18 protein-coding genes and 1 tRNA gene are annotated in these 17,438 nt (G+C 62.2%); 8 read left to right on the forward strand and 11 right to left on the reverse strand.

The genetic code is table 11. The annotated features are described in order from the left end of the window. The first annotated feature begins 2 nt into the window (after positions 1-2). From AC1RLZ_RS18115 to AC1RLZ_RS18125, 3 genes are read left to right on the forward strand one after another with little or no spacing between them, the layout of a single operon-like run. Positions 3-809, forward strand: a complete 807-nt coding sequence (locus AC1RLZ_RS18115; protein ID WP_493189748.1) for an ABC transporter ATP-binding protein — start codon at positions 3-5, stop codon at positions 807-809. Further along, positions 806-1,570: an ABC transporter permease gene (locus AC1RLZ_RS18120; RefSeq protein WP_493189749.1), complete on the forward strand. Its 765-nt coding sequence runs from the start codon at positions 806-808 to the stop codon at positions 1,568-1,570. Before AC1RLZ_RS18115 ends, AC1RLZ_RS18120 begins: the two co-directional genes overlap by 4 nt. After that, positions 1,567-2,334: an ABC transporter permease gene (locus tag AC1RLZ_RS18125; protein ID WP_493189750.1), complete on the forward strand. Its 768-nt coding sequence runs from the start codon at positions 1,567-1,569 to the stop codon at positions 2,332-2,334. The genes AC1RLZ_RS18120 and AC1RLZ_RS18125 overlap by 4 nt, the downstream gene beginning before the upstream one ends. Before the next feature lie 182 nt (positions 2,335-2,516). On the opposite strand, the gene pgm is transcribed toward AC1RLZ_RS18125, so the two are convergent. Beyond that, the gene (gene pgm / locus AC1RLZ_RS18130; protein WP_493189751.1) at positions 2,517-4,172 is read right to left on the reverse strand and encodes a phosphoglucomutase (alpha-D-glucose-1,6-bisphosphate-dependent); all 1,656 of its coding nucleotides are present in this window, start codon (positions 4,170-4,172) and stop codon (positions 2,517-2,519) included. Between the two features lie 498 nt (positions 4,173-4,670). Further along, positions 4,671-5,417, reverse strand: a complete 747-nt coding sequence (locus tag AC1RLZ_RS18135; RefSeq protein WP_493189752.1) for a Crp/Fnr family transcriptional regulator — start codon at positions 5,415-5,417, stop codon at positions 4,671-4,673. Positions 5,418-5,561: 144 nt separating this feature from the next. Between AC1RLZ_RS18135 and AC1RLZ_RS18140 the strand changes: the two genes are divergently transcribed. Beyond that, on the forward strand, positions 5,562-5,966 hold the full coding sequence (locus AC1RLZ_RS18140; protein ID WP_493189753.1) for a hypothetical protein: 405 nt from the start codon (positions 5,562-5,564) through the stop codon (positions 5,964-5,966). A gap of 132 nt (positions 5,967-6,098) precedes the next feature. Continuing rightward, entirely contained in the window at positions 6,099-6,257 is a 159-nt protein-coding gene (locus AC1RLZ_RS18145) for a hypothetical protein (RefSeq protein WP_493189754.1), read from the forward strand. Positions 6,258-6,275: 18 nt separating this feature from the next. Here AC1RLZ_RS18145 and AC1RLZ_RS18150 read toward each other — a convergent pair whose 3' ends face one another. The 4 genes from AC1RLZ_RS18150 to AC1RLZ_RS18165 form a co-directional block, all read right to left on the reverse strand. Then, positions 6,276-7,184 carry a LysR family transcriptional regulator gene (locus AC1RLZ_RS18150; RefSeq protein ID WP_493189755.1) on the reverse strand — a complete coding sequence of 303 codons (909 nt, stop codon included), beginning with the start codon at positions 7,182-7,184 and terminating at the stop codon, positions 6,276-6,278. 15 nt (positions 7,185-7,199) lie between these two features. Then, positions 7,200-8,708, reverse strand: coding sequence for a tripartite tricarboxylate transporter permease (locus AC1RLZ_RS18155; RefSeq protein WP_493189756.1), 1,509 nt, complete (start codon positions 8,706-8,708; stop codon positions 7,200-7,202). A 15-nt stretch (positions 8,709-8,723) separates the two neighbouring features. Continuing rightward, positions 8,724-9,209, reverse strand: a complete 486-nt coding sequence (locus AC1RLZ_RS18160; RefSeq protein ID WP_371421029.1) for a tripartite tricarboxylate transporter TctB family protein — start codon at positions 9,207-9,209, stop codon at positions 8,724-8,726. 82 nt (positions 9,210-9,291) lie between these two features. Then, complete coding sequence (locus tag AC1RLZ_RS18165; RefSeq protein ID WP_493189757.1) at positions 9,292-10,275, reverse strand: tripartite tricarboxylate transporter substrate binding protein; 984 nt, start codon at positions 10,273-10,275, stop codon at positions 9,292-9,294. Between the two features lie 374 nt (positions 10,276-10,649). On the opposite strand from AC1RLZ_RS18165, the gene AC1RLZ_RS18170 reads away from it, so the two are divergent. The 3 genes from AC1RLZ_RS18170 to AC1RLZ_RS18180 all read left to right on the forward strand — a co-directional run bounded on the left by AC1RLZ_RS18170 (position 10,650) and on the right by AC1RLZ_RS18180 (position 11,830). After that, positions 10,650-11,069 carry a VOC family protein gene (locus AC1RLZ_RS18170; RefSeq protein ID WP_493189758.1) on the forward strand — a complete coding sequence of 140 codons (420 nt, stop codon included), beginning with the start codon at positions 10,650-10,652 and terminating at the stop codon, positions 11,067-11,069. Between the two features lie 22 nt (positions 11,070-11,091). After that, positions 11,092-11,571, forward strand: coding sequence for a VOC family protein (locus AC1RLZ_RS18175; RefSeq protein ID WP_371421032.1), 480 nt, complete (start codon positions 11,092-11,094; stop codon positions 11,569-11,571). 182 nt (positions 11,572-11,753) lie between these two features. Beyond that, positions 11,754-11,830 (forward strand) — tRNA-Met (locus tag AC1RLZ_RS18180). Positions 11,831-12,047: 217 nt separating this feature from the next. Here the strand turns inward: AC1RLZ_RS18180 and AC1RLZ_RS18185 are convergent. Genes AC1RLZ_RS18185 through AC1RLZ_RS18205 form a run of 5 tightly spaced genes read right to left on the reverse strand, consistent with a single transcriptional unit; the run spans position 12,048 to position 17,433 of the window. Next, entirely contained in the window at positions 12,048-12,815 is a 768-nt protein-coding gene (locus AC1RLZ_RS18185) for an enoyl-CoA hydratase (RefSeq protein WP_493189759.1), read from the reverse strand. Positions 12,816-12,825: 10 nt separating this feature from the next. Then, the gene (locus AC1RLZ_RS18190) at positions 12,826-13,833 is read right to left on the reverse strand and encodes an NAD(P)H-dependent flavin oxidoreductase (protein WP_493189760.1); all 1,008 of its coding nucleotides are present in this window, start codon (positions 13,831-13,833) and stop codon (positions 12,826-12,828) included. A gap of 37 nt (positions 13,834-13,870) precedes the next feature. Next, positions 13,871-15,058 carry an acetyl-CoA C-acyltransferase gene (locus AC1RLZ_RS18195; protein WP_493189761.1) on the reverse strand — a complete coding sequence of 396 codons (1,188 nt, stop codon included), beginning with the start codon at positions 15,056-15,058 and terminating at the stop codon, positions 13,871-13,873. A 41-nt stretch (positions 15,059-15,099) separates the two neighbouring features. Beyond that, entirely contained in the window at positions 15,100-16,230 is a 1,131-nt protein-coding gene (locus AC1RLZ_RS18200; RefSeq protein ID WP_493189762.1) for an acyl-CoA dehydrogenase family protein, read from the reverse strand. A 21-nt stretch (positions 16,231-16,251) separates the two neighbouring features. After that, entirely contained in the window at positions 16,252-17,433 is a 1,182-nt protein-coding gene (locus AC1RLZ_RS18205) for an acyl-CoA dehydrogenase family protein (protein WP_493189763.1), read from the reverse strand. Between the last annotated feature and the right edge of the window lie 5 nt (positions 17,434-17,438).

The raw sequence follows: 17,438 nt of genomic DNA on the forward strand, positions 1-17,438 counted from the left end.
CGATGACATCCATTGCCCTTCGCAAAGACATGCCGTCCCCCCAACTCGAAACGTCGCAGATCGCGTTTTCCCATGTCACGCTGGATCTCGGCGGCAAGACGATAATCGAAAACGTCAGCCTCGACGTGAAGCCCGGCGAGTTTCTCTGCATCATCGGCGCCTCCGGTTGCGGCAAGACCACGGCGCTTCGCCTCGCAGCTGGCCTGTACCAGCCGACATCCGGACATGTCAGCTTCGACGGCGAGCCCATGCGCGCACCGCGACGCGACGTTGCCATCGTGTTTCAGGATTACGGCAAGGCACTGCTGCCATGGCGCACCGCCGCCGGAAATGTCGCGCTGGCGCTGGAAACCATCGGCATGCCCAAGGCCCAGCGCCCGGCGCGCATCGACGCGTTGCTGAAGAAAGTCGGCCTGCCCCATCACGCCGCGAAATATCCCGCCGAGATGTCCGGCGGCATGCAGCAACGGCTGCAGATCGCGCGATGTCTGGCGCAGGAGCCGAAAGCGCTGCTGATGGACGAACCGTTCGGCGCGCTGGATGCGATGACCCGGCAGGGCCTGCAGGACGAGGTGCTGTCCCTGCTCGATGCCAGCAAGGCCACGGTGATCTTCGTCACTCACGATCTCGAAGAAGCCATTTATCTCGGCGACCGCGTCGTCGGCCTGCTGCCGCATCCCGGCCGCATCGGCATCGATCTTCCGATCAACCTGCCGCGCCCGCGCGATCAGTTGACCACGCGCGAGAACCCGGAATTCCTGCGGCTGCGCCGCGAATTGTTCGACTTCATCAAGGCATCGGAAGCATGAGATCCGAGCGCCTGAAAGCGGCGGTCCTTCCGATGAGCCTGCTCATCGTGCTGGAAGCCTGGGCGCGCTCTGTCGATATCCACAGCGATGCATTGGCGCCGCCAAGCGCCGTGATGCTGGCGCTGTTTCAGGCGTTCGGCGACGGCTCCATCCTGTCAGCCACACGTGACACGCTGGCTTCGGCCTTTGCCGGCCTCATGGTCGGCGGCGCCATCGGACTGTTCCTCGGAATTGCGCTCGGTATTTTCCAGCCGCTGGATCGGCTGATGGAAGTCACCATTGAGTCCCTGCGGCCGATCCCCTCCATCGCACTGCTACCGATCGCGCTGATCGCGCTCGGCTTCGGCTATCCCATGGAAATTGTGATCGTCGCCTTTGCCTGTGTTTGGCCGATCCTGATCCTCAGCCGCGCGGCCGTGCGTAGCATCGAGCCGCGACTGATCGAAGTCTCCCGCGCGCTGCGGCTGTCGCCAGGCGACCGTATTCGCAAGATCATCATTCCCGCGGCACTGCCGCGCATCTTTCTCGCCTTTCGTCTGGCCGCCGGCATCGCGCTGATCGTCGCGGTGACCGTGGAAATTGCGATCAATCCCATCGGGCTCGGCGCGGGCATCATGATTGCGCAGCAGGCGCTGCGCCCGGACCTGATGCTCGCTTATCTGCTGTGGATCGGCCTGATCGGCTACGCGCTTAATGCCGCATTGCTGGCCGCGCAGCAGCACCTGTTTGGCCGCGCGGCGCTGGCGGGAGAGGTCCGATGAACTGGACACTCACCCTCTGGCGCCTCGCCAGCTTCGCCGTTGCTGCAGGCCTGATCGCGCTGTGGCAGCTGATCGCCAATCTGAAACTGGTCTCACCCGTGTTCTTGCCCGGCCCCGATCGCGCCTGGGCCGCGCTGATGCGCGGCTTCAGCAATGGTACATTGCTGGACAAGACGATCGGCACCCTCGAACACATGTTCTATGGCTGGCTGGTCGCATCCGTCGTCGGCATCGCACTCGGCGCCATGATCGGCTCGTCCAGGGCGATGCGCAGCTATGTCGCCCCGTCGCTGGAGTTCCTGCGGCCCCTGCCCGTATCGGCGATCATTCCCGTCGCCATCGCGCTGTTCGGACTGACCCAGGGCATGGCACTGTTCGTCATCGCCTTCGGCGCGATCTGGCCGATGCTGCTGGCGACGGTTCACGGCTTCGGCGCAGTGGAGCCGCGTCTCTATGAGGTCGCCCGCTCGCTGCACATGTCGCGCCTTGCTGTGATCTTCAAGATCGCGCTGCCATCTGCGAGCCCCGACATCATCTCCGGCATGCGGCTGAGCCTGACCGTGTCGCTGATCCTGGCGGTGGTCTGCGAAATCCTCGCGGGGCTCGATGGATTAGGCCACTGGGTGCTGCTGTCGGCGCGCGCGTTTCGTTCGCCGGATCTGTTCGCCGGCGTAATCCTGCTCGGCGTGATCGGCTATGTGACCGCGCTGGCCATGTCGCTGGTCGAGGCGCGACTGCTGCGATGGCGGACGAGCGGACATTGAAATAGGAACGCGGAGGCACATGGATTCCCTCCCCCTTGCGGGTCTGGCGGACGAATTCGTCCGCCATGGGTCGGCCGATAGGCCGGGGTGGGGGTGCCGCGGGTGGCGGCGCTTGTGGCACCCCCACCCGACCGCGCTGCGCGCGGCCACCCTCCCCGCAAGGGGGAGGGAAAGACAACGCTCTACGTGCCGGCCAAAAACACCTTCGAGATCGCCGCCTGCGCGTCTGCCTGGATCCGCTTGAGATGATCCTCGCTGCGGAAACTCTCCGCATAGATCTTGTAGACGTCCTCGGTGCCGGACGGCCGCGCGGCGAACCAGCCATTGGCCGTCGACACCTTGATGCCGCCGAACGACTGATCGTTGCCCGCCGCCTTGCTCTCGGTCCTGGTCACCGCATCGCCGGCGAGCTCAAGCATGCCGATCTGCTCCGGCGTAACCTTCTTCAGCACATTCTTCTGCTCGGGCGTGGCCGCGGCATCGATGCGCTCGTAATAGGGCACGCCGAATTCCTCTGTGAGCTTTTCAAAGCGCTGGCTTGGATTCTGCTTGGTTACCGCGGTGATCTCGGCGGCGAGCAGGCCCAGGATGAGTCCGTCCTTGTCGGTGGTCCACACGGTGCCGTCCTTGCGCAGGAACGAGGCGCCTGCGCTTTCCTCACCGCCGAAGCCGAACGAACCGTCGACCAGACCGTTGACGAACCACTTGAATCCGACCGGCGTCTCGACGAGCTTGCGGCCGATTTTGTTCACCACACGATCGATGATGGCGCTGGAGACGATGGTCTTGCCCACCGCCGCATCCTTGCGCCAGTTCGGGCGGTGCACGAACAGATAGTCGATGCTTGCTGCGAGATAGTGGTTCGGATTCATCAGCCCGCCGGTGCGGGTGACGATGCCATGGCGGTCGGCATCGGTGTCGTTGGCGAAAGCGACGTCGAACTTGTCGCGCATGCCGATCAGCTTGGCCATCGCATAGGGCGATGAACAGTCCATGCGGATCTTGCCGTCCCAGTCCAGCGTCATGAAGCGGAAGGTCGGATCGATCGCGGTATTCACGATGGTCGCATCGAGCTTGTAGCGCTCGATGATCGGCTGCCAGTAATGCACGCCGGCACCGCCAAGCGGATCGATGCCGATCTTGACGCCGCTCGCGCGGATCGCGTCCATATCCACGACATTGGCGAGATCGGTCACATAGGGCGTGATGAAATCGTAGCGCTTCACGAATTCGGATTTGCGGGCGCGCGCGATCGGGATGCGCCGCACGCCGGCCATGTCGCTCTCGAGGAAGCCGTTGGCAGCCTTCTCCATGATGCCGGTGATGTCGGTATCAGCCGGGCCACCATTCGGCGGATTATATTTGAAGCCACCATCTTCCGGCGGGTTGTGCGACGGCGTGATCACGACGCCGTCGGCAAGGCCGGAGCTGCGGCCCTTGTTGTAGGTGAGGATGGCATGGGAGATCACGGGCGTCGGCGTGTAGCCGTCCTGCGCGTCGATCATCACATGGACGCCATTGGCGGCGAAGACTTCCAGCGCGCTGACCAGCGCCGGTTCAGCCAGCGCATGGGTGTCGATGCCGATGAACAGCGGGCCGTCGATGCCGGCGCTCTTGCGGTAATCGCAGATCGCCTGGCTGACGGCGAGAATGTGGTTCTCGTTGAAGGAATTATGGAGCGCCGAGCCGCGATGGCCGGAGGTGCCGAAGGCGACACGCTGCGCGGGAATCGTCGGGTCCGGCTTGCCGGCGAAATAGGCCGTCACCAGCCGAGGCACGTTGACCAGCAGGGACGGATCGATGGTTTTGCCGGCCAGCGGACTCACATGGGCAGCCATTTGTTCTCCTTCATACACCTAGAGCCCTGAAGCGGCAGAGCCGCCGCCGGGGCTCAGGACTCTTGGCATGTTTTGGAGGACAAATCAGCTGTTTGCGAGGCGCCTGTGGCCCGCAACGGGGCTCAGGACCGGCCGAAGGTCCGGTGCGACACCCATGCCAACGGGACGGCGAAACAGACGAACATTGCGACCACGGCGGCGGCAACCAGCATACTGTCGAAAGGCATTTCTCTTCTCCCTGAGTGATGGAGAAGAGTGTGAGCCTCGCGCGATGACTGCGCCTTGAGATGGGTCAAAGGCGTAAGTTTGAAGCGGCAGCACGTCGGATGGGTAGAGCGAAGCGAAACCCATCGCTTTCTTGCGTACAAATGATAGGATTCGCTCCGGCGCGATGCGCCTCCGCTCTACCCATCCTACGCATTTGAGATGGGTCAAGATTGCGGTGGGAGATGCGGCGCTGCCCTCTCCCCGCAAGCGGCGCGAGGTAAGAAAACGAAGCTAGGCCGCAGCGAGCTGATCCAGCCGGTCGGTGGACAGCAGGCGCACGCCATCGGGCACCACGACCACGGTCTTTTCCCTGGCGAGTTTGGTCAGCGTGCGGCTGACGGTCTCGATGGTCAGGCCGAGATAATCGGCGATGTCCTGCCGGCTCATGGGCAGCGGGACGTTGACCGATTTCGCGCCGATGCGGCCATAGCGGGCCTGCAGGTTCAGCAGGAAGGCGGCGACCTTCTCGTCGGCGGTACGACGGCCGAGCAGCAGCATCTGGTCCTGCGCAAGGCTGAGTTCATGGCCGGCGAATTCATGCAGGCGGCGCAGCAGATGCGGCTTGCCATCGACATAGGTCAGGAAAGCGGCGCGGCTGAAGCGGCAGACGCGCACGGGCGTTACAGCCTCGGCGGCGACGCCGTAACGGTCCATCAGCGCAAGTCCGAGGAAGTCACCAGGCAGCGCAAAACCGACGATCTGGCGGCGGCCATCGGGCAGCGACTTGTACAGCCGGACGATGCCTTCGGTCACGTTGAACACGCTGCCGGCCAAGGCGCCCTGGTCGAACAGCATGGTCTTGGCCGGGAAATTCTTGACCTGGCTGAGGCGATCGAGCTCGTCGAGTTCCGCCGGTGCCAAAGCGCCGCAGACGCTGAACAGGCGCACCTTGCAATCGTCGCAGCCGTTTCCGCCGCGGCCGTGCTTGCAGTCGTGCTCTCCGGCACAGGTCTCGACCGCTGGCTCTGCGAAGGTCATGGCAGTGTCCATCTCTGGTTTCGTCTTGTGAGGCTGAAAATCACTCTACACCATTTGACATGGATCAATCCCGGACGCTTTGACCCATATCAATGCCGGAACGGCCCATCCCCGCCAATTTTGCGGCCATGCGGGAATCCAGCCATGAATGAGGAATATCAGGCGCAACCAATGACTTGGGCCGATGCCCGGGCCGCCTATCCGCTCGTCTATCTGCACGATGCCAGCATTACGCTGGATGCATGGCTGGATTTCGTGCGCCGACGGACCGATGCCGATTCCGGCGACAACGGGCTGATCGTGATCCGCGACCGGCGAGACATCGTCCATGCGCTGTTTGCCTACCGCGTCGATCTCGACCTGCGCGGCTGCAACCGGCTCTGCATTGCGCAGCTGATCGTGGCCCAAATTCCCGGCTCGCAGATCGACCATGCCGTGGTTGCCTCGACCAGCCAGGTCGCAGCGTCGCTGCGCTGTCCGAGCATCGTCATCGAGCAGCCGTTCGATCTGATGCCCGGCTCCCCGATGCGGGCGCCCACAGCCGCGTGAGCGGCTCATTTCAAATCGGAAAATCCGATTGCAAGCACCAATAACATTCGTTTGTCAAAACTCATGGCGGACCTAGGCTTGATGGCATTCCGGGGCGGCGACGCCCGGCCCTCGATCATGCAGGAGCCGACCATGAAAATGATCATTCGCCCCGACGTATCGGTCGCTCTCGCGCTGTTCGCCTTTGCTGCGGCGATCGTCGCACGCCTGACCACTGCCCGAGGATCTCGGCACAATGCCGATGAGATCGCGGCCATCGTTGCGACGTCGGGGCATCCGTCCGGCGCCTAGCCGAACCGACGCCTCGCATCACGCCCTCGTTGCCGGACGTTTCGGCGCCCTCGCCTGCCCTGCAGGCGCGGGCTTCTTGTTGGCCGCGTCACGCGCAAGGCGATGCATGAGTGTGACCGCTTCGGCAATGACCGTGTCGTCGCGATCCCCGGAATAGGCGACATAAGCCGACATCGAAAACACCGGCGCGTTTGCGACGACATGCAATCGCCGAGCCTTCAGCAGGGGCGTAACGATGCGTCGCGGGAAATATCCGGAGCCGCCATTCTCCAGCACATGCTGCAAGCCGAGCCAGCCTATATTGGCAGTGAGCGATGGCCCTGCGAAATCCGGAAACAGCGCCATGTGGCGCGCGTAGAATTCCGGACCCCAGTCGATATAGACGTAACCCGGCTGCGGCAACGGCGCGCTGTTCCTGCTGGTCGACACCAGGATGAGATGGTCCTCGAACAACTGCTCGACCTTGAGCCCGGGCCGGCTCTGCGGCGTATACATCACACCGATATCGATACGACCTTCAACGAGGCCCTGCATCAATTCGGGTTCAAGGGCACTCTCGGCGCGGATCGCGATATCCGGATGTTTCGCACGCATCAGCGGCAACCAGTGCAGCAGATACTCCTCCCACAATCCGATGCGACCGCCCACGGTCAGCGTACCGCTGAATCCCTTGGCGATGCCCACGTCCTGCCGCGCCTGTTCCACCGTGCGTACCAGCGTGGACGCGTGCTTCTGAAACTGGCGGCCGGCCGGCGTCAGCGCGGCCCCCGCCTTGTTGCGCACGAACAGCGTCACGCGCAGCAACTGCTCCAGCGTCTGGATCCGCGCGCTCACCGTCGACTGCGTGACATGGAGCTTGTCCGCCGCGGCCACGAAATTCCCCGCGCTCACCACCGCAAGGAATGTCCGGGCCAGTTCGGTATCCATGACGACGCTCTCCGGCTACGCGCCCTCGTCGAGCGCGACCATCTCGCGCTTCCTGCGCAGCGCTGGCAGCAAGGGCGCGATCAGCAATACGACGGCCAGCACGAGACAGGCCGCCGAGATCGGCCGCTCGACGAAGGTCATCAGATCGCCCTGCGACAGGATCAGCGACTTGCGCAGATTGTTCTCCAGCAGCGGACCAAGCACGAAGGCCAGCACCAGCGGCGCCGGCTCATAGCCGAACTTGCGCATGAAGTAGCCGATGACGCCGAAGCCGACCATGACATAGACGTCGAACACGTTGTTGCTGCTGCAATAGACGCCGATGATGGTGAACAGGATGATGAGCGGGAACAGCACATTGTAAGGCAGCTTCAGCAGCTTCACCCACATGCCGATCAGCGGCAGGTTCAGCACCAGCAGCATGACGTTGCCGATATACATGCTGGCGACGATGCCCCAGAACAGGCCGGGGTTCTGCGTGATCAGCAGCGGGCCAGGCTGCAGCCCGTGGATCACGAAGGCGCCGAGCAGCAGCGCCATCACCACGTTGGGCGGAATGCCGAGGGTCATCAATGGAATGAACGCGCCACCGGCCGCCGCGTTGTTCGCGGCTTCAGGTCCGGCGACGCCTTCGATGGCGCCATGACCGAAACGCTCCGGCGTTCTGGACAGACGTTTCTCCAGCGCATAGGACGCGAAGGATGCGACCACGGCGCCGCCACCCGGCAGGATGCCGAGGAAGAAGCCGAGAATGGTGCCGCGCCCGATGGGCCCGGCACTGGCTTTCCAGTCTTGCTTGTTGGGCAGAAGCTGCGTGATCTTCGCATTGATGATGTCGCGCTTGATGGCCTGCTCCGTGTTGAGCAGCACTTCGCCTAGCCCAAACAGACCCATCACCACAGGCACGAGGCCGATACCGTCGATCAGTTCGATGCGGCCGAAGGTCAGCCGCGGCTGCGCGGTGATGCTGTCGAGGCCGACAAGGCCGAGCACGATACCGATGCAGGCCATCAGCAATGCCTTGGCCATCGAGCCCTGGGTGAGGAAGGTCAGGACGACGAGGCCAAGCACCATCAGGCTGGCATATTCGGCGGGGCCGAAGGCAATGGCGACCGAAGCGAGCGACGGCGCCACCAGCATCAGCATCACCAGCGCGAAGGTGCCGGCGATGAACGAGCCGAGCGCGGAAATGCCAAGTGCCGGACCGGCACGGCCCTGTTTCGCCATCTGATGGCCGTCGATGCAGGTGACCACGGAGGCGGCTTCGCCGGGGATGTTGACGAGGATCGAGGTGGTCGAGCCGCCATACATCGAGCCGTAATAGATGCCGGCCATCATGATGATGCCGGATTCCGGCGTGCCGGACAGTGTGACAGGCAACAGCAGCGACATTGCCGAGATCGGGCCGATGCCCGGCAGCACGCCGACCAGCGTGCCGATGAACACACCGATGAAGCAATAGAGAATATTGACGGGCTGCAGCGCGATGCCGAAGCCGTGCATGACATTGACGAGAACATCCATGATCTGTGTTTCCCGTCAGCCGATTTCGAACATGCCCGAAGGCAACTGGATCAGCAGGGCGTGTTTCAGCACCCACCACACACTGAGCGGCGCCAGCACCGCAAGCGGGATCGCCAGCGTCCAGCGCACCGGATCGATGACACGCAACAGCAGCAGCATCAACGGAATGGTCGAGATCAGGAAGCCGAGCGGCTCAAGCGCAAAGGCATAGGCCGAGAGGATGACGATGATCGCGACCGGCTTGCTCCAGCTTGCGCCTTCCCAGCGCGAGCCGAAGGTCGGGCCGCCTTCCGTGATCGAAGCCAGCACGATGGTCACGGCGAAAGCGCACATCAGCAGGCCGATATAGAACAGCATGAAGCCGGAGCCGGGGTCGTTGATGGTACCGAGCTTCAGCTTGAGGCCGGAGCGAATGACGAACACGCCAAGCGCAATGCCGATCACGCCGGTCCACAGTTCGGAATTGTTGAGCCGGAATGGCGGGCGGGTTTGGTCAGTCATCGCTTCTGTCCCGGGAAATCAAATTGAAATGAAGGCGCATGCGATGGCTTCACCGCATGCGCCCGATGTCGTTACGCGACGATCAATTCGCCTTCTTGCCCAGGCCGATGCTCTCGATCACCTTGCGCTCGGAATTGGTGACCTCGACGACGAACTTCTTGTAGTCTTCGGTGTTCTTGTAGTTCGGCACCATGTCGTATTTCGCCAGCGTCGCAATGACAGCGGGATCGTCGATGGCCTTCTTGAAGGCGTCGTGCAGCTTGGCGACGATCTTCGGATCCATGCCCTTCGGCCCGGCGATGCCGAACGGCGAGTCGTAGACCATCGGGTAGCCGCTCTCCTTCAAGGTCGGCGCATCCGGGAAGTTCGGCGAACGTTTGTCGGTCCATACCATCAGGAGACGCAGCTTGCCGGCATCGACCAGCGGCCGCCAGCCGGTGGAATCCGCCTGCAGCATGGTGTGATTGCCGAGCACGGCGGCATTGGTTTCCGCGCCGCCCTTGAATGGCACCTGCGTGAGCTTGATGCCGGCCAATGCCGCGATCTGCTCCATGCCCACATGCAACGAGGTGCCGGTCCCCGGCGTCGCATAGGTCACCTTGCCGGGATTGGCCTTGGCGAAATCGACCACGTCCTTCCAGGTCTTGAACTGCGAATCCGCATTGGTGGTGATGCCGAAAGTGTAGCCGGTGAGATGGATGATGTAGCTGAAATCCTTGTCGGGATTCCACGACACCTCCTGCATCAGCGGCAGACGGAACACCGTGATCGGAATCTGCGAGATGGTGTAGCCATCCGGCTTCGCCGCGGCCGCCATGGTCGCGGGACCGACCGTGCCGCCACCGCCGCCCTTGTTGTCGACGGCGATCGACTGGCCGAGATGCTTGGACGCAGCATCGGCAATCGCACGCATCGAAATGTCGGTGGAGCCACCGGCCGGCCACGGCACGATCAGCGTGATCGGTTTGGTGGGATATTCCTGTGCCTGGACTGCACCGCCGAACATGGTGGCGACCGCGGCGAGCGCGACGGCAGTGGACAAAGCAAAGCGATTGCGTTGCAACATGTATTTCTCCCTCTGCGATTCCGGGGTGATGCCCGGACCGGCTGTATTTTTATTGTCGTCGTTCAGTCTAGCGCGGAACAAACCCAAGAAAAGGACATGTTTCCGAACCCGACTGCGAACGCGTTTGGCGTCACTTGCAATCAACGATGATTTGGTCGCCGCCGCAATTCGCAATGCGCATAGACCATGCGACATTCCGTCTGCACGCGGAGATCGCCGGACTGGAATATTGATCGCGGCGGCGAGAAATTCCGCCTGCAAAAATAACTGAAAGAATTTCAGAGGCGATGTCGGATCGCAGCCGGCCCAAACGTCCTTTGCGGGACAATCGCCAAAGAGAACATTCAGAACGCATACCCACTGGAGTCCATCCGATGAGCAAACTGATCTTCGTCAACCTGCCAGTCACCGACCTGCCCCGCGCCGTCTCCTTCTATGAAGCGGTGGGTGCCACCAAGAATCCGCAATTCTCCGACGACACCGCCGCCTGCATGGTGTTCTCCGACACCATCCACGCGATGCTGCTGACCCATGACAAGTATCGCCAGTTCACCTCGAAAAAGATCGTCGATGCGAAGACATCGAGCGAAGTTCTGATCTGCCTCTCCGCCGACAGCCGCGACGAAGTCGATGGCCTCGTCGCCAAGGCGAAGGCCGCCGGCGGCGGCCTGGATCCGACGCCGGTGCAGGATTTAGGCTTCATGTATGGCCGCAGCTATGAGGACCCGGACGGCCATATCTGGGAAGTGATGTGGATGGACATGGCCGCGGCGCAGGCTGCGATGGCGGACTGAGCAAGCAAGAAAGGGAACGACGATGTCGAAGATTTCCCCCTGCATCTGGTACGTGAACGAGGCCGAAGCGGCCGCGAAGTTCTACTGTTCGCTACTGCCGAACTCCTCTGTCGACACCGTGCAGCGCAGCCCGATCGACACGCCGTCCGGCAAGGCCGGTGACGTCCTCGTGGTCGGCTTCACACTGGCCGGTCAAAGCTTCATCGGCCTGAATGGCGGCTCGCCCGCCCAGTTCAGCCATGCGGTGTCCTTCACCGTCCATTGCGACGATCAGGCAGAAACTGACCGGCTCTGGGATGCCCTCCTCGCCAATGGCGGCAAGCCGCAACAATGCGGCTGGCTTAACGACCGCTGGGGCGTTCCGTGGCAGATCGTGCCCAAGGGCTTCACGGAGATGGTCGCCAGCGACAATATCGAAGGCTCGAAACGCGCCATGACGGCGATGATGGGCATGGTCAAACTCGACCTGCCCGCGCTGAAAAAGGCCTTCGACGGCGGCTAGATCCCGGTCATAAATGCCTGATCCGGCGGCGATAGCGACCCGACCCCAAAATCGGTGGCCGGGTGGCAGGAACATCGATTTCAGGCACCGATTTCACACGCTGCCTTGCTTGACATCGAGTCCCCCGACTTCTTATATGCCGCGCATTCGCCGGGGGACAATTTGTCCCCTCCGGATACCGTGGCGGGGTAGCTCAGTTGGTTAGAGCACGGGAATCATAATCCTGGGGTCGGTGGTTCGAGTCCACTCCTCGCTACCAGTTTTCTCCTTGGTTCACAGTATCTTAGGAAGCCTGCCACCGAGCGGGCTTTCTGCATTTTTGCGCTGTACCGAGGTGGCTGACAGCTTGGATCCGTCAGCCCACCCTCACCATTATCTTTGGCGCGTCGAGATCGCTTCGCTAAAATCGGCCAGGTCGGGGTTGAACCGCTGCGCTTCCTCCAGGAATGGCGCGTGTCCGGAATCCGCATGAATCTTTAGACTTTCGTGAAATCGGGCTTTCGCTTCTCTATAAAGGCAGAGAAGGCCTCGCGAGCTTCCGCGCTCTGAAGCCGCTCTTTGAAAAGAGCGCTCTCCTCCGCAATCCTTTCGACCATTTCCTGCTGCTCCCGCATCAAAAGCTTTGTATGGCGAAGTGCGCCCGTCGGACGCTGCGTCAATGTCAGGGCGGCGGCCGCCGCCCTCCCACGAACCTCGCCGAGAGGGACAACGGCATTGGCAAGTCCGCATTGAAGTGCGGTTGCGGCATCCATCGGCTCTCCCAACGCGAACATGGCATAGGCCCTCACGTGCCCGATCCGCGAAGGGAGCAACCAACTCGACGCGGCTTCGGGCACCAGCGCCAGATTGACGAAAGGCGTGATGAGGCGCGCATTGTCCGCCAGGTATACGAGATCGCAATGCAGAAGCATTGTGGTTCCGACCCCGACGGCGTTTCCCTGGACGGCCGCGACAAGCGGCTTGGTCGCTTTTGCTAGATTGCCGATGAACCGGAAAGCGGGACTTTCGCTGGTTTCGTTTGCCTTGGACTGGGCCGCGAAGTCCGCTAGGTCGTTGCCGGAGGTGAAGCTGTCGCCATCGCCCTGAAACAGAACGACCTTGACGGCGGGATCCCTTTCGGCGCGTTCGAGGCCTTCCGACATCGCGTTGTACATCGCTCCGGTCAGCGCGTTCTTCTTCTCGGGGCGCGAGATCGTGAGCGTCATCACGCCATCGACGACATCCGTCTTCACATGATCCGTCATGCCATGGTCCTCAGCTTGCGGCGCGCAGGGGTTCGCGGGCAGAGGCGTCGAGAAAACCGGTCAAGCGCTGGCGGATGATGCTTTCGGCGTCCGCCATGATGCGATCGATCAGTTCCTTGACGGTCGGGATGTCGTTAATGAGGCCCGCAACCATGCCGCAGCTCCAGGCGCCGGCGTCCATGTCACCGTCGACCATGACTTTCGGATACACGCCCGCCACTTCGTTGATGATGTCGCCGATGACCAATGAGTCGCCCTTAACGCGTTCGGTTGCGATCAGCCGCTCGACTCCGGCGTTATTGAGAACGCGCTCGGTATTCCTCAGCGAGCGCATCACCAGACGCGTATCGAGTTCCGACGCCTTCACAATCGCATCCTTGACGTTCTGATGGACCGGCGCCTCTTTGGTTGCCACGAACCGGGTGCCCATGTTCATGCCCGCAGCGCCCATCGCGAGCGCCGCAACCAGACTACGCGCGTCGGCCATCCCTCCCGATGCAACGAACGGGATCTTCAACTCTTCGGCAGCGCGCGGCAGCAGAATCATGTTTGGCATGTCATCTTCGCCGGGATGGCCGCCGCATTCGAAGCCGTCGACGCTGACGGCGTCGCAGCCGATCTTCTCCGCCTTCAACGAATGGCGAACGGAAGTGCACTTGTGGATGACCTTGATCCCCGCCTGTTTCAGGGCTGGCATATATTGCTCAGGGCTTCGACCTGCGGTCTCCACCGCCTTGATGCCGCCTTCCTTAATGGCGGCGATGTATTCTGGATAGGGCGGCGCGTCGAACGTCGGAAGAAATGTCAGGTTCACACCGAACGGCTTGTCGGTCATGTCATGACAGCGCGCGATCTCCTTCGCGAGCTTCTCAGGCGTGCGCTGGGTCAATCCCGTGATAATGCCGAGGCCGCCGGCATTCGAGACGGCCGCGGCGAGTTCGGCAAAGCCTACATAGTGCATGCCGCCCTGAATGATGGGATGTTCGATCCCGAACAGGTCTGTGATCGCGGTTCTCATGATCGTCTCCGACTCTCGCTGTTTAGGTTTCTGATTATCAGTGAACGATCTCGAGCAAACCCGCGGCACCCATCCCGCCGCCGACGCACATCGTGACCACCGCGTACTTCGCCTTGCGACGACGCCCCTCGATCAACGCATGACCCGTCAGTCGCGCGCCGGTCATGCCATAGGGGTGACCGACCGCGATGGAGCCGCCGTTGACGTTGAGCCTCTCGGGATCAATGCCGAGTTTGTCGCGGCAGTAGATAACCTGGACCGCGAATGCCTCGTTCAACTCCCAAAGATCGATGTCGTCGATCGTGAGACCATGACGTTTGAGGAGACGCGGAACGGCGAAGATCGGACCGATGCCCATCTCGTCGGGCTCGCAACCCGCCGAGACGAAGCCACGAAAGATTCCGAGTGGCTTCAGGCCCTTCTGGGCGGCGAGCTTGTCACTCATGATAACGGTGGCGCTGGCACCATCCGATAGCTGGCTCGCGTTGCCGCCGGTGATCGTGTAGCCGGGACCCTTCGCGGGCTTCACCTTGGCCAACCCCTCGGCGGTGGTGTCGGGGCGCGGGCCCTCGTCTGTCGAGAGCGTGATCTCGTTGTAGGAGATGGCGCCGGTCTCCTTGTTCGTCACGGCCATCGTCGTCTTGATCGGCGCCAGTTCGTCATTGAAGCGGCCGGCCTGCTGCGCGGCCGCGGTGCGGCGCTGACTTTCGAGACTGTATTCGTCCTGCGCGTCCCGAGAGATGTTGTAGCGTTTTGCGACGTTTTCGGCCGTATCCAGCATGGCGATGTAAGCGTCGCCTTTGATCGCCAGCAGCTCTGGGTCAACCGCGTGCCACTGATTCATATGCTCATTCTGGACGAGGCTTATGGATTCACCGCCTCCACCGACCGCGACCTCCACGCCATCGAAGATCACCGACCGAGCGGCAAGCGCGATCGCCTGAAGCCCCGACGCGCACTGTCTGTCGATGGTGGTGCCGGCGACCGTGACGGGAAGACCGGCGCGAAGCAGAGCCTTACGCGCGATGTTCGACCCCGTCGTGCCCTGCTGCATGGCGCACCCCATCACCACGTCCTCGACTTCTCCCCCGACGATGTTCGCACGAGCGAGCGCCGCCGAAATGGCGTGTCCCATCATGGTCGCACCTTCGGTATTGTTGAGCGCGCCCTTGTAGGCCTTTCCGATCGGGGTGCGGGCGGTCGATACGATTACGGCTTCGGTCATTTATTATTTCCTTTGCTGCATGGGACGGGCGTGACTGCATGTCACGCGGCGCGGGCGAATCGCATCAGATGGAAAGCGGGGTCGCCGAACTGGATATCGATGGCGCCGATCCGCTTGAAATAGTGACCGACCTTGAGCTCGTCGCTCATGCCCATGCCACCGTGCAGCTGGATCGCCTGTTCGCCGATGAAGCGTGCAGCATATCCGACCTTTGTCTTCGCGCCGGAGGCGAGCTTCGTGACATGGGCGTCGTCGGAGGCCAGCGTCAAGGTCAGATGCTGCATGAGTGAGACGGCCTCCTGCAGTGCGATGAACATGTCGACCATTCGGTGCTGCAACACCTGAAATGATCCGAGCGTCACCCCGAACTGCTTGCGGGTCTTGCTGTAGTCGAGTGTCGCCGCGTTCAATTCGGTCATCGCGCCTATGGCCTCGGCACACAATCCGCCGATGGCCCGGTCGCGGCAGTTTTCGAGTGCAGCACTCCCCTGTCCTTCGCGTCCGAGCAGGTTGCTCGCCGGGACTCGGACATCCTTCAGCGTGATCTCGGCCGCCCGCCTGCCGTCGATCGTCCGGTAGCCTTGCATGTGCAGACCGGCCGCTCGACTGTCGACGATGAAGAGGGACACGCCGTCGCGATCGCCGTCCCGGCCGGACGTCCTTGCGGAGACGATCAAGCGGTCGGCGCACGGGGCTCCGATCACGGCGGCTTTCGTTCCCGACAGGACGTAGTCATCGCCACGTCGGTCGGCGGACACCGACACCTTATTGAGATTGTAGCGAGATCCGGGTTCGGCCCAGGCCAAAGCCCATGTCGCTTCCCCCGCGGCAATCTCGGCGAGCAATTCCTGGCGTTGACCATCGGTGCCCAAAGCCTCGATCAGCCCCCCCGCCAGCACAACGGTCTCGAAATATGGCTCGACGACAAGGCTGCGGCCGAACTCCTGCATGACGATCATGGTCGTCAACGGGCCGTTTCCGAGGCCGCCATGTTCCTCCGCGAACGGTGCCGCCAGAAGACCGAGGTCGGCGAACTTTGCCCACACCGCGCGACTCCAACCATCTTCGCCCGCGACGATCTTCGCTCGTTCATCGAAGCCGTATTCATCCTTCAGGAAGCGTTGCACGCTGTTGCGGAGCAATTCCTGGTCTTCGGTCAGTTCGATGTCCATGGACGCCTCTCCTGGTGCGGGTCAAAGACCGAGCACGGCTTTCGCGATGATGTTGCGTTGAATCTCGTTGGATCCGCCGTAGATGCTGAGCTTGCGCGAGTTGAGGTATTTTTCCGCCGACGTATGCCCATACTCAGGCCCGGGCATGAAACGGTTGCCACTGACGGGATGCTCCCGAAGAGCGACGCCGTAGTTGCCCATCGCGCGGTGCGTGAGGTCGGTAATGCGCTGGAAGATCTCGGTGCCTCTGATCTTGAAGAGCGATGCGGCCGCGCCGGGATCGATACCGCGCGACATCTGCGCGACGACCCTCAATTCCGTCGCTTCGAGGGCCAGCACATCCAGTTCGACACGGGCGATCTCACGGATGAACTCCGCGAAACTCGGATCGTCCTCGGGAATTTCAGCCCTGACGATGTCCTTGAGCCGCCGCAGGTACCTGGTCGAACGACCGATACCCGCCATACTGGTGCGTTCGTTGCCGAGGAGGAATTTTGCGTAGGTCCAGCCTTTGTTTTCCTCGCCGATCAGATTCTCGATCGGCACTCGCACGTCCTCAAGGAAGACGTCGTTGACCTCATGTGAGCCGTCGATGGTGATGATCGGGCGCACGGTGACGCCGGGCGTCTTCATGTCGATCAACAGGAAAGAGATGCCCGCCTGGGGCTTTGCGGACGGATCGGTGCGGACGAGACAGAAGATCCAGTCCGCGTGCTGCGCGAGAGTAGTCCATGTCTTGTGCCCGTTGACGACGTAGTGATCGCCGTCGCGAACCGCCTTGGTCCTGACGGACGCTAGATCCGACCCCGAACCCGGCTCCGAGTAACCTTGGCACCACCAGTCCTCGCCCGACAATATGCGCGGCAGGAACCTCGCCTTCTGCGCGTCCGTCCCGAAGGTGTAGATGACCGGACCGACCATGGTCACGCTGAAGGCGAGCGGCGGAAGCGTTCCCGCACGCGAGGTCTCCTGCTCCCAGATGAAGCGCTGGGTCAGCGACCAACCGGGGCCGCCATATTCCTTCGGCCAGAGCGGCGCGATCCAGCCCTTCCGATGGAGGATCCTGTGCCAAAGGAGCGATTGCTCTTTCGTGAGATCCGTCTCGGGATTCGCGACACGCATTTCCTTCGGGTAGTTTTCCGCGATGAAGGAGCGAGCTTCGTCACGAAATGCCGCGTCTTCGGCCGAAAGGTTGAGCTCCATGGCGA

This window comes from Tardiphaga sp. GW822-FHT04G09 (genome assembly GCF_058800725.1).